The organism is Burkholderiales bacterium (assembly GCA_015075645.1).
Lineage (GTDB): Bacteria > Pseudomonadota > Gammaproteobacteria > Burkholderiales > Casimicrobiaceae > VBCG01.
Genome location: JABTUF010000004.1, coordinates 245,212 through 267,472, shown reverse-complemented (window position 1 = coordinate 267,472; position 22,261 = coordinate 245,212). Strand labels below are relative to the sequence as shown.

At 71.1% G+C, this 22,261-nt stretch carries 17 protein-coding genes; 14 read left to right on the top strand and 3 right to left on the bottom strand.

The annotated features are described in order from the left end of the window. Window positions 1-22 precede the first annotated feature (22 nt). On the bottom strand, window positions 23-256 hold the full coding sequence (locus HS109_11570; GenBank protein ID MBE7523010.1) for a hypothetical protein: 234 nt from the start codon (window positions 254-256) through the stop codon (window positions 23-25). Window positions 257-626: 370 nt separating this feature from the next. On the opposite strand from HS109_11570, the gene HS109_11565 reads away from it, so the two are divergent. The 14 genes from HS109_11565 (at window position 627) to HS109_11500 (ending at window position 21,071) form a co-directional block, all read left to right on the top strand. Next, window positions 627-3,404 carry an AAA family ATPase gene (locus HS109_11565; GenBank protein ID MBE7523009.1) on the top strand — a complete coding sequence of 926 codons (2,778 nt, stop codon included), beginning with the start codon at window positions 627-629 and terminating at the stop codon, window positions 3,402-3,404. A 185-nt stretch (window positions 3,405-3,589) separates the two neighbouring features. Further along, window positions 3,590-4,336, top strand: a complete 747-nt coding sequence (locus HS109_11560) for a hypothetical protein (GenBank protein MBE7523008.1) — start codon at window positions 3,590-3,592, stop codon at window positions 4,334-4,336. 248 nt (window positions 4,337-4,584) lie between these two features. Next, window positions 4,585-5,313, top strand: a complete 729-nt coding sequence (locus tag HS109_11555) for a TetR/AcrR family transcriptional regulator (GenBank protein MBE7523007.1) — start codon at window positions 4,585-4,587, stop codon at window positions 5,311-5,313. Between the two features lie 31 nt (window positions 5,314-5,344). Continuing rightward, window positions 5,345-7,888: an acyl-CoA dehydrogenase gene (locus HS109_11550; protein ID MBE7523006.1), complete on the top strand. Its 2,544-nt coding sequence runs from the start codon at window positions 5,345-5,347 to the stop codon at window positions 7,886-7,888. Between the two features lies 1 nt (window position 7,889). Continuing rightward, window positions 7,890-9,215, top strand: a complete 1,326-nt coding sequence (locus HS109_11545; protein MBE7523005.1) for an acetyl-CoA C-acetyltransferase — start codon at window positions 7,890-7,892, stop codon at window positions 9,213-9,215. A 41-nt stretch (window positions 9,216-9,256) separates the two neighbouring features. Next, on the top strand, window positions 9,257-11,218 hold the full coding sequence (locus HS109_11540; protein MBE7523004.1) for an enoyl-CoA hydratase/isomerase family protein: 1,962 nt from the start codon (window positions 9,257-9,259) through the stop codon (window positions 11,216-11,218). Between the two features lie 129 nt (window positions 11,219-11,347). After that, window positions 11,348-13,024 (top strand): long-chain-fatty-acid--CoA ligase, encoded by a 1,677-nt coding sequence (locus HS109_11535; GenBank protein ID MBE7523003.1) that lies wholly within the window; start codon window positions 11,348-11,350, stop codon window positions 13,022-13,024. A 64-nt stretch (window positions 13,025-13,088) separates the two neighbouring features. Further along, window positions 13,089-13,424: an acyl-CoA thioesterase gene (locus tag HS109_11530; GenBank protein MBE7523002.1), complete on the top strand. Its 336-nt coding sequence runs from the start codon at window positions 13,089-13,091 to the stop codon at window positions 13,422-13,424. Window positions 13,425-13,598: 174 nt separating this feature from the next. Further along, complete coding sequence (locus HS109_11525) at window positions 13,599-15,008, top strand: outer membrane protein transport protein (protein ID MBE7523001.1); 1,410 nt, start codon at window positions 13,599-13,601, stop codon at window positions 15,006-15,008. A gap of 104 nt (window positions 15,009-15,112) precedes the next feature. Further along, window positions 15,113-17,521: a 3-hydroxyacyl-CoA dehydrogenase/enoyl-CoA hydratase family protein gene (locus HS109_11520; GenBank protein MBE7523000.1), complete on the top strand. Its 2,409-nt coding sequence runs from the start codon at window positions 15,113-15,115 to the stop codon at window positions 17,519-17,521. A gap of 4 nt (window positions 17,522-17,525) precedes the next feature. Continuing rightward, window positions 17,526-18,719, top strand: a complete 1,194-nt coding sequence (locus HS109_11515) for an acetyl-CoA C-acyltransferase (protein ID MBE7522999.1) — start codon at window positions 17,526-17,528, stop codon at window positions 18,717-18,719. Window positions 18,720-18,746: 27 nt separating this feature from the next. Further along, complete coding sequence (locus HS109_11510) at window positions 18,747-19,313, top strand: chalcone isomerase family protein (GenBank protein MBE7522998.1); 567 nt, start codon at window positions 18,747-18,749, stop codon at window positions 19,311-19,313. After that, the gene (locus HS109_11505; GenBank protein MBE7522997.1) at window positions 19,306-20,346 is read left to right on the top strand and encodes a hypothetical protein; all 1,041 of its coding nucleotides are present in this window, start codon (window positions 19,306-19,308) and stop codon (window positions 20,344-20,346) included. The genes HS109_11510 and HS109_11505 overlap by 8 nt, the downstream gene beginning before the upstream one ends. A gap of 263 nt (window positions 20,347-20,609) precedes the next feature. After that, window positions 20,610-21,071 (top strand): hypothetical protein, encoded by a 462-nt coding sequence (locus tag HS109_11500; protein ID MBE7522996.1) that lies wholly within the window; start codon window positions 20,610-20,612, stop codon window positions 21,069-21,071. 21 nt (window positions 21,072-21,092) lie between these two features. Here the strand turns inward: HS109_11500 and rnhA are convergent, their stop codons facing one another. Both rnhA and HS109_11490 read right to left on the bottom strand, forming a co-directional pair. Further along, the gene (gene rnhA / locus HS109_11495) at window positions 21,093-21,533 is read right to left on the bottom strand and encodes a ribonuclease HI (protein MBE7522995.1); all 441 of its coding nucleotides are present in this window, start codon (window positions 21,531-21,533) and stop codon (window positions 21,093-21,095) included. Beyond that, complete coding sequence (locus HS109_11490; protein MBE7522994.1) at window positions 21,530-22,261, bottom strand: class I SAM-dependent methyltransferase; 732 nt, start codon at window positions 22,259-22,261, stop codon at window positions 21,530-21,532. Before HS109_11490 ends, rnhA begins: the two co-directional genes overlap by 4 nt.

Sequence of the window (22,261 nt, the reverse complement as noted above, 5' to 3'; positions counted from 1 at the left end):
TCGGGCCCGTGCGGCGCGCGGCTCACCGCAGCCCGCCCGGCGGTCGTTCGGAGCCGGCCGACAGGGCGGCCAGCCAGCGGATCAACTGGTGCAGCGTGGTCACCTCGGGCGCGTGATGCTCGCGCACGATCACCGCCTGCCAACGGCCGCCACTTCGCGCGAGTTCGATGCGAAGCGGCCCGTCCGCTTTGCAGTCCGACGTTGGCATCGCGTTGGCATCGCGCGCATCGAGCGGAGCTTTGCAGTCGTTCGTCATCGAGGGTCCCCTGCGCGGACAGGGAGTGGCGGCCGGGTCAGGCAGCAGGCGGACGGCGCGCGCGCTCCACCCGGCGGAGCGTGATCATCGAGCGATCGCGGCGGCATGGTCGTGGCCAATCCCTGCGGCCCCGGCGATCCCGGCGCCTGCAAGAGACGATAGGCCGCGCGGCGTTATCCCGGCGTCACGGCGCGGAGCGTCGGGCGTTACAGCGGTTCGGCCGGGACGTGCGATGCGCACACGGTGGCGGGACGAACGCGGAGGTCCTGCCTGACGACTTCTTGATTGACCGCAAGGTTTTTCACGCAGTCGCGGGCGGAGGATGGCTGTTTCGAGCGTGCCGGGGACGCGGCCGACGCGCGGGGATCGCATGTCCAGGGCGCCAGGCGACGAGACGCAGCACCGGTCGGCGGACACGCTGGCGCTCGACCTCCTCGGGCCGCCGAGGATCCGCGTCGGCCAGCCGATCGAGCTTCCCACCCGCAAGGCGCTCGCGCTCGTCGCCTACCTCGCGGTTCACGGACCGGTCTCGCGGCCTCGCGCGGGCGCGCTCTTGTGGTCCGACCGCGACGACGTCGACGCCCGGCGCAATCTTCGTCAGGAACTGCACCGGATCCACGCCACGGCCCTCGGCGACTGGATCGAGACGCGCGGAGACGAACTCGCGCTCCGCCCGGGCGCCGACATCGACGTCGACCGGCTGCGACGCGCCGCGGCGGACCATCGGGACGCGGACGTCCTCGCGATCCATCGTGGTCCGCTGCTCGCCGATGTCGACCTGAAGGGCGCCGCGGGCTTCGCCGAGTGGCTCGCCGCCGAGCGCGATGAAGTCGCGAGGCTGTGGCGGGCTTCGCTCGCACGCGAAGCCGCGGCGCGCGAGCGCGACGGCGACATCGCCGGCGCCTTGGACCTCGCGCGCGCGCTCCTCGACGACGATCCGCTCGACGAGGCGCGCCATCGGACGCTGATGCGACTCCTCTATCGGGCCGGCGATCGCCGCGCGGCCCTCGCGCAGTTCGAGCGCTGCCGCGACCTGCTCGCGCGCGAACTCGGTGTCGCTCCCGGCGACGAGACGATCGCGTGGGCTCGTCGCCTCGAGACGCCCGCGGCAACGCCCGTGCCGCCCGACGCCGACGACGCGACGCCGACGCTCGCGCCGCCGCTGGTGGGTCGCGACGCTGCCTGGTCCACGCTCGCCGCGGTTCGACGAGGTCTTGCACTGGTGACCGGAGATCCCGGACTCGGCAAGAGCCGGCTCGTCGTCGAGTTCGCCCGATCGCACGGCCGGACGATCGTGCTCGAGGGGCGGGAGATCTCGCGCGACACGCCGTACTACCCGGTGGCCGAGGCGATCTGGTCGGCGTATCGCGACGACACGCGCTGGTTCGAGCTGCTCGACCCGGTCTGGCAATCCGAAGTCGCGCGACTCGTGCCGGCGCTCTCCGGCGACGGAACCAACGCGGAGCTTCCGTTGGCCGAGGCGAAGGGGCGATTCCTCGAGGGACTCGCCGCCGCGCTGCTGACGGCGGCCGGCGACGGCTCGCTGGTGTTCGACGACCTGCAATGGTTCGACGGCGCCAGCGCCGAGCTCCTCGCGCACGTGGTGCGGCGAGCGCAGCGAACCCGGCTCTTCGCCGCGGCACGGCAACCCGACCTCGCGGCCAACGCCGCCGTGCAGAGCGCACTGGCGGCGGTCGAACGCGATGGCCTCCTCCAGCGGATCGCGCTCGAGCCGCTGACCGCGCCCGACGTGCTCGAACTGGTGCGCGCTCTGTCCGGCAGCACCGGCGCAGCGGTTTTCTCGCGGCGTCTGCACGCGGCGACGGCCGGCAATCCGTTGTTCATCATGGAAACGTTGCGCGACCTCTTCGGTGCGGGCGTGCTCTGGCGCGACGGCGGCACGTGGTCGACGCCCTACGACGACGACACCGAGGATTATCGCGAGCTTCCGATCTCGCCCAACGTGCGCGAGGCGGTGCTGCGACGGGTCGACCGGCTCGGCCAGCCGGTGCGCCGGGTGCTCGAGGCGGCCAGTCTCGCGGGCGACAGCTTCGACGTCGCCATGATCGCGACCACTATCGCGGTGGACGAGTGGGCCGTCGTCGAAGCGCTCGACGCCGCGACGAGCGCCCAGTTCGTCCTGCCCGATGCCAAGGGCTATCGGTTCGCGCACGAGTTGATCAGGCGTTCGCTCGCCGATGCGATGTCGGCGGAGCGAACGCGCCTCATGCATCGACGGCTCGCCGCCGCGCTCGCGCTCGCCGACGGGCCGCCGGCGCGGATCGCCCGGCACCTCGAGGACGGAGGCCGGGCCCATGAGGCGGTCGGCGCCAGGACGCGGGCGGCCGAAGCGGCCGCGCGGGTCCACGCGTTGCGCGAAGCCATCGCCCACTACGATGCCGCGCTCGCGGACGGCGCCGGTGGCGCGGCGGCGTTTCGCATCCATGCCGCCTGCGTCGACCTGTTCCGCAACCTCGGAGACGAGGCTGGCCGGGCGCGCGCGATCGAGGCCATGGCGTCGCTCGTCACCGGCATCGGCGACCCGGCCCTCGAAGCGGAGCTCGCGATCAAGCGCACCGTGGCGGCGTTCGAAGGCGGCCGCTACGACGCCGCGCTCGCGATCGCCGAGGAGGCGCGCGCGCGGTTGCGCGGACAGCTCGACGAGGCCGCGGACGCCGCGCTGCTGCTCGAGATCGGCGCGACCTGCACGGCGCTCGGCCGGTTCGACGATGCGAAGGCGCACCTTTCGACGGCGATCGAACGCTTTCGCGGCAACGCCCCGCTCAAGGTGGCGAACTGCGCGTACTGGCTCGCCCGTTGCGCGATCGAACAGGGAGACCTCGAGACCGCACAGGTCCACGCGGAGGAAGCGCTGCGCATGACCGGACAGGTGGGCCACCGTCGGGGCCACGCGCTGACGCTCTCCACGCTCGCGGACGTGGCGCGGCGCCGCGGCGAGTCCGCTCGCGCGGTGGCGCTGCTCGAGGACGCGGTGCGCGAAGCGCGAGCGATCGGCAGCGTGCCGCTCCTGCGGGGTTTCGTGGCGGAACTGGTAGCGCACTGCCGCGTTCGAGGCGACGCCGCCGCGGCAGCGCGCTGGCAGAGCGAACTCGACGCCGCCGACGGGCGCGACGCGACGCAACCCTGAGGCAACGGCGACTCCTTCGTTGCCTCGAGGCCGGCGCCGTCGACTTTGGTACCGGTGCGAAACCGCGTCGCCCGATCGGTTCCCCGAAGGCGTGTGACGCGGATGTAACACGGTGCGGCTCAAGCTGCGACCCAGTCGCCAACCCGGCTGCGCCTTTGCGCGGGGCCGGCCTCTCGGAGGTCCGCATGTTCCGGCGAACGGTCGCGCCCGCTTGGGCCATCCTGGGGGCGTCGGCGCTTTGTGCTGCGACGCTTCCGGCGAACGCGCAGACATCGCCCGCCGACGCCAACGCGAATGCCGGGGCGACGGCGGCCGCCGCACCGGCGCCGCTTCCCGGCGGCGAGCGCGTGTCGGTCACCATCTTCGAGTTCCGGTCGATGCTGCCGGGCGTGAGCGGCGTGGCCGCGACCGACATGTTCAAGACCGCGCTGGTGAAGACCGGCCGCTTCCGGGTGGTCGAGCGCAGCCGCCTGAGCGAAGGCGTGATGAAGGAAAAACTCCTCAACGCCGAGGGCTACACGACCGGCGCTGCCGCGCAGCAGATGATGCGCGGCGCGCAGTTCGTCTTCGAGGGCATCGTGTCCGAGGTGAACGCCGCCGAGCAGCAGCGCACGGGCAGCATCAGCATCGCCGGCGTGAGCTTCGGAGGTTCGAGCATCACGGACTCGATCGCGATCGACGTCCGCATCGTGGACTCCGGCACCGGCGACATCCTCGATGCCGTCAACGTGAAGAAACCGATCAAGTCGTCGGAAACGAGCGTCGGCCTCTCCGGCGCCGGGCTCTCCGGCGCGCTGGGTCACCGCCCGCGCAACGTCGCGGCCGCCCCCGACCTGTACGCCGCGCAGCGCAAGGCCGAAGGCGCGGACGCGGCGCTGCGTGCGGCGATCGAAGACGCCGTCGCGCAACTGGCGGCCCGCTTCGGTCGCTGAGCGGCCGATCCGGGCGGGGGCTGGCGCAGCCGGGCGCGCGGCCCCGGACTACGGGGCCTGCCGGCCATCACATCCGCGGCCGCCGGGCACATCGTGGGCCTCACGACCCGGGCGCCTCCTGATCACGTCCAGTTCCCGCGGAACCTGTTGCTTGACCCTGGAGTCAAACGAACATAAGATTGAAACGATCGTTTGATTGAGGCCGCGCCCGACTCCCGGCCGCGGCCCGCCAACCCCGGGGGAACCGCATGGGCGGAACGGTGGTGTCGCTGCACGACGGCCGGACCACGACGGCGACGAAGGACCGCATCCTCGATGCGGCCGAGACGCTGTTCATGGAGCACGGCTTCGAGGCGACGAGCCTCCGCGCGATCACCGCCGCGGCGGCGGTGAACCTCGCGGCGGTCAACTACCACTTCGGCAGCAAGGAAGAACTGTTCCAGGCGGTGCTGACGCGCCGGCTCGATCCGATGAACCAGCGCCGCGTCGACCTGCTCGACCGGTTCGAGCGCGAGGCCGCGACGCCGCCGCTCTCCTGCGAGCGGATCATCGTCGCGCTGTTCGTGCCGGCGCTCGAACTCGCGCGCGACCGCGAACTCGGCGGCAAGAACTTCCTGAAGCTCCTCGGCCGCGCCTACGCCGACCCGGCGCCGTTCATCCGCCGGTTCCTGTCCGAGCAGTACGCGCCGATGATCGTCCGCTTCAAGGCCGCGTTCGGCCGCGCGCTGCCGCACCTGCCGGCGAAGGAGTTGTCGTGGCGGCTGCACTTCATCATGGGCGCGCTGTCCTACACGCTGGCCGGCACCGACGCGCTCAAGCTGATCGCGGAACTCAATCCGAAGGAGACCTCGAACGACGAGGTGCTCCTGCGCCGGCTCGCGCCGTTCCTGCTCGCGGGCCTGAAGGCGCCGCTGCCGGATCTCTCGGAAGTCTCGCGCGACCTCGATGGCGAGATCGCAGCGGAACGCGCCCGCTGAACGGCGCGCCCGACGTGGAAAGGACGAAACGATGATCCTCGTCACCTCGCTCCTCTGGCTGCTGGGGGCCTTCCTCGCGTTCCTGGCGCTCGCCTGCGTGCGTGCGCGCGCGATCGCGTGGGTCGGCACGTTCGCCGTGCTGGTCGCGGCCGCGTGGGTCGGCGCGCTCGTGCCGCGGTGGCTCTCGCTGGCGCTCGCCGTCGTGGGCGTGCTCGTCGCGATTCCCGCGCTCGTCCCGGGCCTGCGGCGCCATCTCGTGAGCGACGCGCTGCTCGGCGCGTTCCGCAAGGTGATGCCGCCGATGTCGCAGACCGAACGCGAGGCGATCGAGGCGGGCACGGTGTGGTGGGACGCCGAACTCTTCAGCGGCAAGCCGGACTGGAAGAAGCTCCTGTCGCTTCCCGCGCCCGGGCTCACCGCGGACGAGCAGCATTTCCTCGACCACGAGGTCGAGGAACTGTGCGCGATGGTCTCCGACTGGGAGACGACGAACGTCTACAAGGACATGCCGCCGCACGCGTGGCAGTTCATCAAGGACAAGGGCTTCCTCGGAATGATCATTCCGAAGGAGTACGGCGGCCTGGGCTTCTCGGCGTACGCGCACTCGCAGGTGATCACCAAGCTCTCGACGCGCTCCGGCTCGGTCGCGGTGTCGGTGCTGGTGCCCAACTCGCTCGGGCCGGGCGAACTCCTGCTCCACTACGGCACCGACGAGCAGAAGCGCTACTACCTGCCGCGGCTCGCGAAGGGGCAGGAGATCCCGTGCTTCGCGCTCACCCATCCGAACGCGGGCTCCGACGCGGCGGCGATCCCCGACTACGGCATCGTCTGCTTCGGCGAGCACGCGGGCAAGCGCGTGCTGGGCCTGCGGCTCACCTGGGACAAGCGCTACATCACGCTCGGCCCGGTCGCGACGCTGCTCGGCCTCGCGTTCCGCGCGCACGACCCCGACCGGCTGCTCGGCGACCGCGAGGACCTCGGCATCACCTGCGCGCTGATCCCGACGAGCCATCCGGGCGTCCACATCGGCCGGCGCCACATGCCGCTGAACTGCGTGTTCCAGAACGGCCCGAACCACGGCAACGACGTGTTCATCCCGATGGAGTGGGTGATCGGCGGCCAGCCGATGCTCGGCAAGGGCTGGCGGATGCTGATGGAGTGCCTCGCCGCCGGGCGCGGCCTCTCGCTGCCGTCGTCGAACACCGGCATGGCGAAGCTCGCGGTCCGCACGACCGGCGGCTACGCGCGCGTGCGCACGCAGTTCCGGACCGCGATCGGCCGCTTCGAGGGGATCGAGGAGCCGCTCGCGCGCATGGGCGGCAACCTGTACATGATGGACGCGACGCGCGTGCTGACCGCCGCGGCGGTCGACCTGGGCGAGAAGCCCGCGGTGCTCTCCGGCATCGCCAAGTACCACATCACCGAGCGCAACCGCGCGATCATCAACGACGCGATGGACATCGTCGGCGGCAAGGGCATCTGCCTCGGGCCGTCGAACTTCCTCGGCGCGGCGTACATGCAGATGCCGGTGTCGATCACGGTGGAGGGCGCGAACATCCTGACGCGCAGCCTGATCATCTTCGGCCAGGGCGCGATCCGCTGCCACCCGTACATCCTGAAGGAGATGGCGGCGACGCGCGAGGAGGATCCGGCGAAGGCGTCGGTCGCGTTCGACCACGCGTTGTGGGGCCACGTCGGCTTCGTGCTGTCGAACGCCGCGCGCACGCTCGTGACCGGGCTCACCGGCTCGCACTTCGTGCGCGTGCCCGACGGCGTGGCGCCCGAGACGCGGCGCTACTACCAGCAGCTCACGCGCTTCTCGTCGGCGCTCGCGTTCTTCGCCGACGTGTCGATGGGGACGCTCGGCGGCGCGCTGAAGCGCAAGGAGAAGCTCTCGGCGCGCCTGGGCGACGTGCTTTCGGCGCTCTACCTGTGCTCGGCCACGCTCGCGCGCTACGAGCGCGAGGGCCGGCAGGCCGCCGACGCGCCGCTGATGCACTGGGCGATCTGGGACGCGATGTTCCAGGCGCAGAACGCGTTCGAGGGCGTCGTCTCGAACTTCCCGAACCGCATCGTCAGCACCCTCATGCGGCGCATCGTGTTCCCGCTCGGGCGACCCTACGTCGTGCCGTCGGACCGGCTGGGCCACGAGGTGGCGCGCCTCTTGATCGAGCCGTCGGCCACGCGCGACCGCCTGACGATGCCGATGTTCGTGTCGAACGAAGAAGACGATCCGACGGGACTGATCGAGCGCGCGCTCGCGGCGACCGTCGCGGTGGAGCCGGTCGAGGCGAAGCTCAAGGCGGCCGCGAAATCCGGCGCCTTCGACGCGAACCTCGCGCCGGGCGAGGGCGTCGAGGAACTCGCGGCGCGCGCCATCTCGGCGGGTGTCATCGATGCGGGCGAGGGGCGCGCACTGGTCGCGCAGCGCACGCTCGTCGCGAAGGTCGTCCGCGTGGACGACTTCGCGCCCGACCTCGGCACGAGCCTCCTGCGCGTGACCGCGCCCGGCGAGCCGTCGGCATCGAACGACGCCGGCACGCCCCCGCGCGTGCCGCAGGCCGCGAGGTCCTGACATGCGGAACGAACCGGTCTACCTCGTCGACGGCGCGCGCACGCCGTTCCTCAAGGCCCGCAACCGTCCGGGTCCGTTCGCCGCGTCCGACCTCGCGACCGACGCCGGGCGCGCGCTGCTCCTGCGCCGGCGTTTCGCGCCGGACGCCCTCGACGAAGTCATCCTCGGCTGCGCGGCGCCCTCGCCCGACGAGGTCAACATCGGCCGCGTCGCCGCCCTGCGGATGGGGTGCGGCAAGAAAGTGCCGGCGTGGACGGTGATGCGCAACTGCGCGTCGGGCATGCAGGCGATCGACTCGGCGATCGCGCAGATCCGCACCGGCCGCTCGAACCTCGTGCTCGCCGGCGGCGTCGACGCGCTGTCGCGCGCGCCGCTCCTCTTCAACGACGCGATGGTGCTGTGGCTCTCCAACTGGTACGCGGCGAAGTCGGTGGGCGAGCGCGCGGCGCTGGTCGCGAAGTTCCGGCCGCAGTTCCTCGCGCCGGTGATCGGCCTCATGAAGGGGCTCACCGACCCGGTCGTCGGGCTCCTGATGGGCCAGACCGCGGAGAACCTCGCCTGTCGCTTCGGCATCACGCGCGCGCAGATGGATGCGTTCGCCGCGGAGAGCCACCGCAAGGTGCTCGCCGCGCAGGCCGCCGGGCACTTCGCGCGCGAACTCGTGCCGCTCTACGACCGGTCCGGCAAGGTCTACGCGGCGGACGACGGCGTGCGCGAGGACTCGACGCCCGAGAACCTGGCGAAGCTCAAGCCGTTCTTCGACCGCAAGTACGGGAACGTGACTGCCGGCAACAGTTCGCAGGTCACCGACGGCGGCGCCTGGGTCGTGGTGGCCTCGCAGCGCGCCGTCGACGAGCACGGGCTTTCGCCGCGCGGCCGGATCGTCGATTCGCAGTGGGCGGGGCTCGATCCGGCGCAGATGGGACTGGGGCCGGTGCATGCGGCGACGCCGATCCTCGCGCGCCACGCTCTCGGCCTGAACGACGTCGACGCGTGGGAGATCAACGAGGCGTTCTCGGCGCAGGTGCTCGCGTGCCTCGCGGCCTGGGAGAGCGACGACTACTGCCGCACCGAACTCGGATTGCCCGGCGCGATGGGCACGCTCGACCGCGCGAAGCTCAACGCCGACGGCGGCGCGATCGCGCTCGGCCACCCGGTCGGGGCGTCGGGCACGCGCATCGTGCTGCACGTGCTGGAGACGCTCGAGCGCACCGGCGGCAGGCGCGGCATGGCGGCGATCTGCATCGGCGGCGGGCTGGGCGGCGCGATGCTGGTGGAACGGGTGGGCGACGCCGCGCCGTCGGCGGCCGCGGTTGAGGAACATTGACCATGGCCGAGACGATCGATCTGGAAGCGACCCTCGTGCGAATGCCTGCGCCGAAGGCCGAACTGCGGCACTGGAAGCTCACGCGCGAAGCCGACGGCCTCGCGGTGCTCGCGTTCGACCAGGCCGACGCGAGCGCCAACACGCTGTCGGCCGAGGCCATGGCGGAGTTCAATCTCGCGCTCGACCTCCTCGACCGGGAGAAGCCGCGCGCGCTCCTGATCCGCTCCGCCAAGGCGAGCGGCTTCATCGCCGGCGCGGACATCGACGAGTTCGGCGCGATCGCCACCGAGGCGGGCGCGGTCGCGCTGGTGAAACGCGGGTGGGACACGTTCGAGCGGCTGGCCGCGGTGTCCTATCCGACGCTCGCGCTCGTGCGCGGCTTCTGCCTCGGCGGCGGGCTCGAACTCGCGCTCGCCTGCCGCTACCGCGTCGCGATCGACGAGCCGGGCACGCGCATGGGGCTCCCCGAGGTGCTGCTCGGCATCGTGCCCGGCTGGGGCGGCATCAAGCGGCTGCCGCGCGTCGTCGGCGCGCCCGCCGCGCTCGACCTGATGCTCTCGGGCAGGACGATCGACGCGCGCCGCGCGAAGAAGCTCGGGCTGGTCGACGAGGCGGTGCCGCTGCGCATCATGGAGAACACCGCGCGCGGCGTGCTCGCCGCGCTGCCCCCGCCGCGCAAGCTGCCGTTCGCGCTCGAACTCACGCTGAATCCGATCGCGCGGCGGCTCATTGCCTCGCAGGCGGCGAAGGAGGTCGGCAAGCGCGCGCGCCGCGAGCACTATCCGGCGCCCTGGGCGATCCTCGAACTGTTCAAGCGCTTCGACGGCAACGCGCTCGCGCCGCCGGCCGGCGATCCGGCGAGCATCGTCACGCTCGTGCGCTCGCCGACGGCCGCGAACCTGATTCGCGTGTACAAGCTGCAGGAGCGGCTGAAGGCCCTGGGCAAGGCATCCGACGCCGCCGCCGCTGCGCACGTCCACGTGGTCGGGGCCGGCACGATGGGCGGCGACATCGCGGCGTGGTGCGCGCTGCGCGGGCTCACCGTGACGCTGCAGGACCAGGCGCCCGAGCGGATCGCCCCGGCGATCGCGCGCGCGGCGAAGCTCTACGGCGAGCGGCTGAAGGACCCGCGGCGCGTCCGCGACGCGATGGACCGCCTGATTCCCGACGTGGCCGGCGAGGGCGCGGCGCGCGCGGACGTGATCGTCGAGGCGATCTTCGAGAACGTCGACGCGAAGCGCTCGGTGTTCTCCGCGCTGGAGAAGAAGGCGAAGCCCGGCGCGATCCTCGCGACCAACACCTCGTCGATACCGCTCGAATCGATCGCCTCGGCGCTCGCCGATCCGTCGCGCCTCATCGGGCTGCACTTCTTCAACCCGGTGAAGAGCATGATGCTGGTCGAAATCGTCGTCGGAACCACGACGCGGCCCGACCTGGTCGCGCCGGCCGCCGCGTTCGTGCGCCGGATCGACAAGCTGCCGCTGCCGGTGCGAAGCGCACCCGGCTTCCTCGTGAACCGCGTGCTCGCGCCCTACCTGATGGCCGCGATGCGCGCGGTCGACGAGGGCATCGCGCGCGAGACCGTCGACGAAGCCGCGCTCGCGTTCGGGATGCCGATGGGTCCGATCGAACTCGCCGACACCGTCGGCCTCGACATCTGCGTCGCGGTCGGCAAGCTCCTCGGCGGCGAGGCCGTCCCGCCGCGCGAACTCATGCGGCACGTGGATGCGGGCGAACTCGGGAAGAAGACCGGTCAGGGCTACTACCGCTGGGAGGCCGGCAAGCCGGTGAAGGGCGCCGCAGGCATGGTCCCCGCAGGGCTCGCCGAGCGCCTGGTCGGGCCGTACGTCGCCGAGGCACGCGCGGCGCTCGCCGACGGCATCGTCGCGGACGCGGACCTGGTGGACGCCGGGGCGATCTTCGGCACCGGTTTCGCGCCGTTTCGCGGAGGACCGCTGCACTATGCCCAGGACCCGCCGGCGAAAGGCGGTCAGACCAGCTAGGGCGGACCCCAGTCGCGGCGCGATTCCGGTGTAGGATCGTGCCGCCATCGTGACGGCGGCCCGCCGTCGCGCGCAACGCGACCCAGGCGACCGTGGCGGTCGATCGCGACGCCGGGTCCGGGAGGAGACGTGGACAAGATCTGGCTCAAGCAGTATCCGCCCGGCGTTCCGGCGGAGATCGACGTCGGCGAGTACGCGTCGGTGCGCGACGTCTTCGACGAGAGCGTCGCCCGCTTCGCCTCGCGACCGAGCTTCACCTGCATGGGCAAGTCGATCAGCTTCGCCGAACTCGACACGCTGTCGGCGGCGTTCGGCGCCTGGCTGCAGGGCATCGGCGGCGGCAAGGGCACGCGCGTCGCGCTGATGATGCCCAACATCCTGCAGTACCCGGTCTGCCTGTTCGGGACGCTCCGCGCGGGCGCGACCGTCGTCAACGTCAACCCGCTCTACACGGCGCGCGAACTCGAGCACCAGCTGGTCGACTCGGGCGCCGAAGTGATCGTCGTGCTCGAGAACTTCGCGCACACGCTCGCCGAGGTCGTGAAGAAGACCAAGGTGAAGCACGTGATCGTCACGTCGATGGGCGAGCTGCTCGGCATGAAGGGCGTGCTGGTCAACTTCGTCGTGCGGCGCGTGAAGAAGATGGTGAAGCCCTGGTCGATCGCCGATACCGTCCACCTGTCGGACGTGCTCTCGGAAGGCCGCCGGCGCACGCTGCAGCGCGTCGCGATCGGACACGACGACATCGCGTTCCTGCAGTACACCGGCGGCACGACCGGCGTCGCGAAGGGCGCGATGCTGCTCAACCGCAACATCATCGCGAACCTGCTGCAGGCGCGCGCCTGGGTCTCGCCGGTGCTCGATCCGAACCAGCGCGAGATCATCGTCACGCCGCTGCCGCTCTACCACATCTTCTCGCTCACCGCGAACTGCCTCGTGTTCATGACGCTGGGCGCGGAGAACCTGCTGATCCCGAACCCGCGCGACATCCCGGGGTTCGTGAAGACGCTGCGCAAGGTGCCGTTCACCGCGTTCACCGGCGTCAACACGCTGTTCAACGCGCTCGTCAACAACCCGAACTTCGCGCGGCTCTCGTTCAAGTCGCTGCGCCTCGTGCTGGGCGGCGGCATGGCGGTGCAGGAGGCGGTCGCGCAGCGCTGGAAGGAGGTGACCGGCGTCCCGCTGATCGAGGCCTACGGCCTCACCGAGACCTCGCCGGCGGCGACGATCAATCCGCTGAACCTCACCGCGTACAACGGATCGATCGGACTGCCGATTCCGTCGACGTCGATCGTGCTGCGCGACGACGCGGGCAAGGACGTCCCGCTCGGCTCCCCCGGCGAGATCTGCATCGAGGGGCCGCAGGTGATGGCGGGCTACTGGAACCGGCCCGACGAAACCGCCAAGGTGATGACGCAAGACGGCTACTTCATGACCGGCGACATCGGCATCATGGACGAGCGCGGCTTCATCCGCATCGTCGACCGCAAGAAGGACATGATCCTCGTGTCCGGCTTCAACGTGTACCCGAACGAGATCGAGGGCGTCGTCGCGCAGCACCCGGGCGTGCTCGAATGCGCGGCGGTCGGCGTGCCGGACAAGAAGTCGGGCGAGGCCGTGCGCCTGTACGTCGTGAAGAAGGATCCCGCGCTGACCGCGGCCGACGTGATGAAGTACTGCCGCGACCACCTGACCGGATACAAGTGCCCGCGCGAGGTCATGTTCCGCGACGAACTGCCGAAGTCGAACGTCGGCAAGATCCTGCGGCGCGAACTGCGCGAGGTCGCGCGCAAGGAGCTGCTGTGACGCGGGCGCGAGCGGCGTGAGCGTCGTCCTGCCCGACCGCGAGCCGGTGCTGCGCGTCGTGCCGATGCCGGCCGACGTCAACCAGCACGGCGACATCTTCGGCGGCTGGATCATGTCGCAGGTCGACATCGTCGGCGGCGTCCTCGCCGCGCGACGTGCCCTGGGGCGAGTCGCCACCGTCGCGGTGAACTCGTTCACGTTCAAGCAGCCGGTGCTCGTCGGCGACGTCGTGTCGTTCTACGGCGTGATCGCGCGCGTCGGGCGAACCTCGCTGACCGTCGACGTCGAGGTGTACGCGCAGCGCAATCCGACCGAACTCGTCACCGTCAAGGTGACGGAGGCTTCGCTCACCTACGTCGCGGTGGGCGAGGACCGCCGGCCGAGACCGATCCCCGGGTGATGATGCGCCGCACCATGCCCGCCGTGATGCCCCCGTGTATAGTCGATTCGCCTGCCTTGCGCCCCCGGTCCTGCCGGAACGCACATGCGACTCGTTTGCGACACCCGCCCGCACGATGACGCCCACCGAGCGCGGGACGGCCACGTCCCGCCGACAGAGAGGAGAGCCCGCACCATGACCACCCCGACCTTCCGGTCCCGCCGTGTCGCCGCCGCCGTCGCGTCCGTGTTCGCGCTCGCGGCCGGACCGGCGCTCGGCGCCGGGTTCGCGCTGCAGGAGAACAGCGGCAGCGGCCTCGGCAACGCGTTCGCCGGCGGCGCCGCCGTCACCGAGGACGCGTCCTCGATGTGGTCGAACGCCGCGACGCTCTCGAAGCGCATGTCGATCGAAGCCGCGGGCGCGCTCCACATCATCACGCCGTCGATGAAGTTCCGCAACGACGGCTCGCTGCCCGCGTTCAACCAGCCGCTCGGCGGCGACGGCGGCGACGCGGGAAGCACCGCGTTCGTGCCCAACATGTACATCGCCGTCCCGATCAACAAGCAGTGGGTGTTCGGCCTCGGCGTCAACGCGCCGTTCGGCCTCGTGACCGAATACGACAGCGACTGGCTCGGCCGCTACCAGGGCATCAAGTCGGACGTGAAGACGATCAACGTCAATCCGGCGATCTCGTGGAAGCCGACCGACAACTTCGCGATCGGCGTCGGCGCCAACTGGCAGAAGGTCGACGCGGAGTTCACGAGCCGGGTCAACTACTCGGGCGCGATCGCCACCGCGGCGCAGATGTCGGCGGCCAACGGCTTGATCCCGCCCGCGGTCGTGCCGCAGGTCATCGCCGCGACGCCGGGCCTCGACACGAGCGCGAACATCACCGGCGACGACAGCGCCTGGGGCTGGAACCTGGGCGTGCTGGTCGACCTCACGAAGAACACGCAGTTCGGGGCGTCCTACCGCTCCGAGATCAAGTACAAGGTCTCGGGCAACGCGAGCTTCGACAATCCGACGCCGACCGTGCCGCCGGAACTCGCGCCGGTCGTCGGTGCGCTCACCGCGGCGATCAACTCCACCCAGCTCTACAACAGCGGCGTCACCTCCGACATCACGCTGCCGGCGATCGTCAATGCGTCGATCTTCTCGCGGATCAACGACCGCTGGGACGTGATGGCCGACGTCCAGTGGACCGGCTGGTCGTCGATCCAGGAACTCAAGTTCGTGCGCAACGACGGCGTGGTGCTGCAGAACACGCCCGAGAACTTCGACGATGCGTGGCGGATCTCGGCCGGCGCCAACTACCGGATGAACGACCGGTGGAAGTTCCGCGGCGGCGTCGCGTGGGACCAGTCGCCGGTGCAGTCGGCGTTCCGGACCGTGCGCCTGCCCGACGACGACCGCTGGTGGCTCGCGCTCGGCGCGCAGTACAAGCATTCGAACAACCTCAAGTTCGACGCGGGCTTCAGCTACATCTGGGTGCGCGATGCGTCGATCCACGAGGCCGCCGGGAATCAGGCCGCGAACGGGCTCGTGTCCGGCAGCTACGACGCCAACGTGACGATCTTCTCGCTGCAGGCGACCTACACGTTCTGACCGGGGCCGCAGGAATGCATGCGGGCCGGCCTCGCGCCGGCCCGCGCATTTCTGCGGTACGCTACACATTCACCGCGGCTTCGAGGCCCGCGCGCGACTTGCGCATGTCCCCCGTCGAATCCCCCTTCATCGTCCGCCGCGCAGCCGTGCTGGGCGCCGGCGTGATGGGCGCGCAGATCGCCGCGCACTTCGTCAACGCCGGCGTGCCGGTCGTCCTCTTCGACCTGCCGGCGAAGGAAGGCGATCCGCTCGGCATCGTCGAGCGCTCGATCGACGGCCTCGCGAAGCTCGCGCCGGCGCCGCTCGCGACGAAGGATCTCGCCCGCTCGATCGACGCGGCCGAATACGGAAGCGACCTTGCGAAGCTCGCCTCCTGCGACCTCGTGATCGAGGCGATCGCCGAGCGGCTCGACTGGAAGCGCGACCTCTACGCGAAGGTCGTGCCGCACCTCGCGCCGGACGCGGTGCTCGCGTCGAACACCTCGGGCCTGTCGCTCGCCGCGCTCGCGCAGTCGCTGCCGCCCGGGCGCCGGCAGCGCTTCTGCGGCATCCATTTCTTCAATCCGCCGCGCTACATGCCGCTGGTCGAACTGGTCGCCGCGCCCGCGACCGAGCCGGCGCTCCTCGACGCGCTCGAAACCTTCCTCACCTCGACGCTCGGCAAGGGCGTGATCCGGGCGAAGGACACGCCGAATTTCGTCGCCAACCGCATCGGCGTGTTCTCGGTGCTCGCGACGATGATCCACACCGCTCGCCTGCGACTGGGCTTCGACACGGTCGACGCGCTCACCGGACCTTCGATCGGTCGCGCGAAGAGCGCGACGTTCCGCACGGCCGACGTGGTCGGACTCGACACGCTCGCGCACGTGGTCGGGACGATGCGCGACACGCTCCCCGACGACCCCTGGCACCCGCACTTCGACCTGCCGCCGGTGGTCGCGGCGCTGGTCGCGAAGGGCGCGCTCGGCCAGAAGACGGGGGCGGGCTTCTACCGCAAGCGCGCTCGCGAGGTCGAGGTGCTCGATGCGGCCTCGGGCGACTATCGGCCGAGCGCAGGCGAGATCGCGCCGGAGGTCTCCGCGATCCTCGCGATCGAGGCGCCGGGCGAGCGGTTCGCGAAGCTTCGCGCCTCACCCCACCGAGAGGCCGAGCTGCTGTGGTCGATCTTCCGCGACACGTTCCACTACGCGGCGTTCCACCTCGCCTCGATCGCCGACAACGCGCGCGACGTCGATCTCGCGATCCGCTGGGGCTTCGGCTGGACGATGGGGCCGTTCGAGACCTGGCAGGCCGCGGGCTGGGACGAGGTGGCGTCCGCGATCACCGCGGACGTCGCCGCCGGGCGCGCGCTGTCGCAGGCCCCGCTGCCCGCGTGGGTACGCGGCGGACCGGTGAGTGCCGCGAAGGGCGTGCACACGCGCGAAGGCGCGTGGTCGGCGTCGGGCGAACGCTTCGTTCCGCGCTCGACGCTGCCGGTCTACCGCCGGCAATGCTTCCCCGATGCGGTGCTGGGCGAGCGTTTCGACCGCGGCACCACGGTGTTCGAGACCGATGCGCTGCGCATGTGGCATCTCGGGCGCGAGGTCGCGATCGTGTCGTTCAAGACCAAGCGGCACACGGTGAGCCCCGCGGTGCTCGACGGCCTGGAGCGCGCGCTGGGCGAGGCGGAGCGGGGCTTCGCCGGACTGGTGATCTGGCAGGACTCCGAGCCGTTCTCGTTCGGAGCCGATCTCTCGGCGCTCGCGCCGGCCGTGACCTCCGGCCGCTGGAACGAGGTCGAGGCGGTCGTCGCGCAGTTCCAGCGGACCTCGCTCGCGCTGCGTTACAGCCTCGTGCCGACGGTCGCGGCGGTTCGCGGCATGGCGCTCGGCGGATCCTGCGAGTTCATCCTGCACTGCGACCGCGCGGTCGCGGCGTTCGAGTCGTACCCGGGACTCGTCGAAGCAGGCGTGGGCCTGCTGCCGGGCGGCGGCGGCACGAAGGAGTTCGCGCTGCGCGCGGCCGAGGCCGTGAAGCACGCGCCGACCGGCGGCCAGGCCGACCATTTTCCTTTCCTGCGCGCGGCGTTCCAGACCATCGCGCAGGCGACGGTGGCGAAGAGCGCGATCGAGGCGAAGGCGCTGGGGTTCCTGCGCCCCGCCGACGTCGTGACGATGCATCCGCACGAGATCCTGCACGTCGCGATCGGGCAGGCGCGTTCGCTCGCCGACGCGTCCTACCGGCCTCCGCTCGCGCCGCGGGCGATTCCGGTCGCCGGCCGCACCGGCATCGCCACCCTCGAGATGATGCTCGTCAACCTGCGCGACGGAGGTTTCGTCTCCGCCTACGATTTCGTCGTCGGGCGCGCGATCGCGCGCGTGCTGTGCGGGGGCGAGGTCGATGCCGGGACCACCGTCGACGAAGGCTGGCTCGTCGACCTCGAGCGCGCCGAGTTCATGCGGCTCGCGCAGGATGCCCGCACGCAGGCGCGCATCGCACACACGCTCGCCACCGGCAAGCCGCTGCGGAACTGACGCCATGGCCGGGACCTTGCGGGACGCCTTCATCGTCGCCACGGCGCGAACGCCGGTCGGCAAGGCGCCGCGCGGCGCCTTGCGCACGACGCGGCCGGACACGATGCTCGCGCACGTGTTGCGGAGCGTGCTCTCGCGTGCGCCGTCGCTCGACGCGAAGGCGGTCGACGACGTCGTCGTCGGCTGCGCGATGCCCGAATACGAGCAGGGCATGAACGTCGCGCGCATCGGCCTGCTGCTCGCGGGACTGCCGAAGTCCGTGCCGGGCATGACGGTCAACCGCTTCTGCTCGTCGGGCCTGAACGCGTTGTCGATCGCCGCCGACCGCATCCGCACCGGCGAGTCCGAGATCGTGATCGCCGCGGGGACCGAGAGCATGAGCATGATCCCGATGCTCGGCCGCCTCGCGCTCAACCTCGACGTGTTCGCAGGGGACGAGAACCTCGGCATCGCGTACGGGATGGGACTCACCGCCGAGAAGGTCGCCGAGCGCTGGAAGGTCTCGCGCGAGGCGCAGGACGCGTTCGCTCTGGAGTCGCACCGGCGCGCGATCGCGGCGCAGGCCGCCGGCGCGTTCGACGCCGAGATCGCGCCGCTGACCGTGCACGAGCACCGGCCGGCCGAGGGCGGCCGCGCGAGCGTCCACGACAAGGTCGTCGCGCGCGACGAGGGCCCGCGCGCCGACACGAGCGCGGAGGTGCTCGCGAAGCTCCGCCCGGTGTTCGCGGCGAAGGGCTCGGTGACGGCGGGCAACAGTTCGCAGACCTCCGACGGCGCGGGCGCGGTGATCGTGGCGTCGGAAGCCGCGTGCCGGACGCACGGCCTCGTGCCGGTCGCGCGCTTCGTCGCGTTCGCGGTGGCGGGCGTGCCGCCCGAGATCATGGGCGTCGGACCGATCGCGGCGATTCCGAAGGCGCTCGCGCTCGCCGGACTCCGGTCGCAGGACCTCGACTGGATCGAGTTGAACGAGGCCTTCGCCGCGCAGAGCCTCGCGGTGATCGGCGACCTCGGTCTCGATCCGGCGAAGGTGAATCCGACGGGCGGGGCGATCGCCCTCGGCCATCCGCTCGGCGCGACCGGGGCGATCCGCACGGCGACGATCCTGCATGGGCTGAAACGAACCAGTGGCCGCTACGGCATGGTCACGATGTGCGTGGGAACGGGTATGGGCGCCGCCGGCATCTTCGAGCGGCTGTGAACCGGGATTGCGGTGCAGGGAGGGGCGATGCGCGGAATCGGGATCGGCTGGGTGGCGGCGGCGTCGCTTGCGTGGAGCGCGGGCGTGGGCGCGATGGAGGTCGGCGGCGTGACGATCCCCGACAAGGCGGTCGTCGCCGGCACGGATCTGGTGCTGAACGGCGCGGGCGTGCGCACGCGCGTGGTGTTCAAGGTCTACGTCGGCGCACTCTACCTGCCGGCGAAGGCGCGCACGCTTCCCGAGGTGCTCGCGAAGGCGCCGCGGCGTATCCAGATGACGCTGCTGCGCAACCTCACGCCCGACCAGCTCGTCGACGCGCTGGTGGACGGCCTCAAGGCGAACAACAGCGACGCGGAGCTCGCCGCCGTGAAGGCGCAGCAGGAGCAGATGGTCGCGACGATGAAGGGGTTCGGCGACGTGAAGGAGAAGGACGTCGTCGCGATCGACTTCGCGAACGGGGCGACGCACATCGGCCTCAACGGCCAGGCGAAGGCGTCGATTCCCGGCGAGGCGTTCAACGCCGCGCTGACGAAGGTGTGGCTGGGCGAGAAACCCGCGCAGGACGACCTCAAGAAGGCGATGCTGGGTGGGTGAGCGGGACGATCCGGCGGCCCGGGATTTCTGGCCGTCCTGCGGCTACCGCCATCTGACCGTCGGCGCGGACCGCCGGCTCACCGTCACCGACGCGTTCCTGCGCGGCTACCTGCTCCGCCCGGAGCTTGTGCCGCTGTCCGAGTCCTGCGACGCCGAACGCACGCTGCACGAATCGCTCGTCGCGAATCCGCGACGAGCGGTCGCCGAACGCGAGATCTCCGCGCTGCGCGACGACGACGGGCGCGAGAACTACCGCATCTGGCTCCGGTTCCGCGACCGCCTCGTCGCGGCGCCGTCGCTCGAGGCCGCGTACCTGCAGCTCTTCCGGGGCGACGGGGTCGACGTCCCGCCGCAGTTCGTCCACGAACTCACGCAGGTGCTGCTGCGCCACATCCTGGGCGATCGCGTGGATCCGATCGAGGCGCGGGCGGCCGAGATGCTGTTCCGCACCCAGACCGTGGCCGTCCTCGAGGACGGCGCGGTGATGGCGGCCGACGAGTCGATCGTCGAGCTGTACGCGACGACCGGCGGGTTCGGGAACCTCGGCGAACTCCTCGCGTCCAACCAGACCCCGATGCGCACCGTCGACCTCGACGTGCTCTCGCGCGACAACGCCGACGAATACTGGCGCCGCGACGAGCGCCACGACCTGTCGATCAGCCTGAACCGGGGCCAGGCCGCGCTCGACGCCCTGTGTCGCGTGCTGGAGCGATGGGTGCGCCACTTTCTCGACGTCGAGGTGACGATCGTGCCGGAACGCCGGATCGAGGACGACCGCTGGGTATGGCACGTCGGCCTCGACGCGCAGGCCACGAGCCTCCTGAACGACCTGTACAATCAGGTCGAGGTCGACGACGAGCGCATGGAGCGCCTGCTGGCGCTGTTCCGCCTCGATTTCGTCCGGCCGACCGACATGCGCGCGGCGATCGCGGGCCGACCGGTCTACCTCGCGATGGCGATCGATGAACGCCGCCGCCTGCGGCTCAAGCCGCAGAACCTCCTCCTGAACCTGCCGCTTTCGCGGCCGCAATGATCATGCCCCCCACCCGATACACCATTGGCGCGCGGAACGCGTGCCGGCTCGCGCTCGGCCTCCTCTCGTCGTGCCTGGCATTCGCGCAAGCCCCTGCGCCTTCCTCGCCGGCCGAAGCCCCTGCCGCCCCGCGATCCCCATCGGAAGCGAAGGGCGCGGCGAAGGACGCCGCCGCCCCCTCCGCACCCTCGGACGCCGCGAAGAGCGGTGCGCGCGGCGCCGCGAGAGCCGCCCCTTCGCAGAGGAGCAGCGCGCCGCCCGCGGTGCCGGCGACGCCGCCCGAAGGTCCGCTCGGACCGCTCGCGTGGCTCTCCGGCTGCTGGTGGGGCGAGGTCAACCGCCACGAGTTCCGCGAGTACTGGCACCCGCTGCGCGGCGACATGATGGTCGGCGTGAGCCGCATGGCCTATCCGGACAAGGTCATCAGCTACGAATACCTGCGGCTCGAACAGCGTCCCGACGGCGTCTACTACGTCGCGGCGCCGAAGGGCAAGCCGGAGGCCGCGTTCAAGCTCACGTCGACGACGAAGGACAAGGAGCGCGGCGACGATCTGTTCGACTTCACCGTCGCCGGCAACGATTTCCCGTCGCGGATCACCTATCGGCGCGGCAGCGAGGGATGGCTCTACGTCGAGGTGGCCGGCACCGCGCAGGGCAAGGAGCACAAGGTGATCTATCCGTTCCGGCGCGTCGACTGCGAGTCCGGCGAACTCGTCCGCAAATAGCTTCCGCCGCGGCGCGCGGTTTCAGCGCGCGGGCACGCCGCGGTTCGCGAGCGCGTCGGCGCGCTGGTTGCCGGCGTCGCCCGCGTGCCCCTTGACCCAGTGCCAGCGGACGTGGTGGCGCGACGCGAGCGCTTCGAGTTCGCGCCACAGGTCGGCATTCTTCACCGGCTTGCGGTCGGCGGTCTTCCAGCCGTTGCGCTTCCAGCCGTGGATCCAGGTCTCGATCCCGTTCTTCACGTACTGCGAATCGGTGTGGAGATCGACCTCGCACGGGGACTTCAGCGCTTCCAGCGCGCGGATCACCGCCGTCAGTTCCATGCGGTTGTTCGTCGTCGCGGGCTCGCCGCCGCACAACTCCTTCTCGCGGTCGCCCGCGATCAGGAGCGCGCCCCAGCCGCCCGGGCCGGGGTTCCCCTTGCATGCACCGTCGGTGTAGACGACGACGCCGCCCGCCCCCGTCATGGGACGTGACGCCCGGCGGTGAGGCTTTCCTTCGCGCGCGCGGCGGGGGCGAGCGCCTTCTTGCGCCGCTCGCGGCGCTCCCACGCCGGCGTGATCATGCGCATGCCCGCGACCTTCTTCGTCGCGCGGAGGAAGTACACGCCGCCGGCGATCGGCCACCAGCGGTCGCCCGCCTTCTCGAGCCAGGCGAAACGCTGCAGCCAGCGCTCGCTCGCGAACGGCGGCGCGTAGCCGTCGAGGCGGCCGCCGACCACGTCGAACCCGAGCAGCGCGAGCCAGTCCTTGAGGCGCCACAGGCCGATGAAGTTGCCGTTCCACGGCGGCGTCTGCTCGCGGCCGAAATAGCGCTTCGCACCGTAGAGCGAGAACGGATTGAAGCCGGCGATCACGATCTGGCCCTCGGGCCGCATCACGCGCCAGGCCTCGCGCAGCATCAGGTGCGGGTCGTCGGTGAACTCCAGCGCGTGGGGCATCACGACCAAGTCGACCGTGTTCTCGGCGAACGGGAGCGCGTGCGGGTCGGCGACGAGTTCGGCGGGCGGGTCGTAGTCGAGCGTGTAGCGCGACGGTATGCGCGACTCTCCGAGCGTCGGGTACTCGGGGAGGCCGATCTGGATCGCGTAGTAGCCGAAGATGTCGGCGACCGTCTGGTCGAAATACGCCTGCTCGCGCCCGCGAAGATAGTGACCGAGCGGGGTGGCGAACCAGTCGGCGAGCGTCGTTGACAT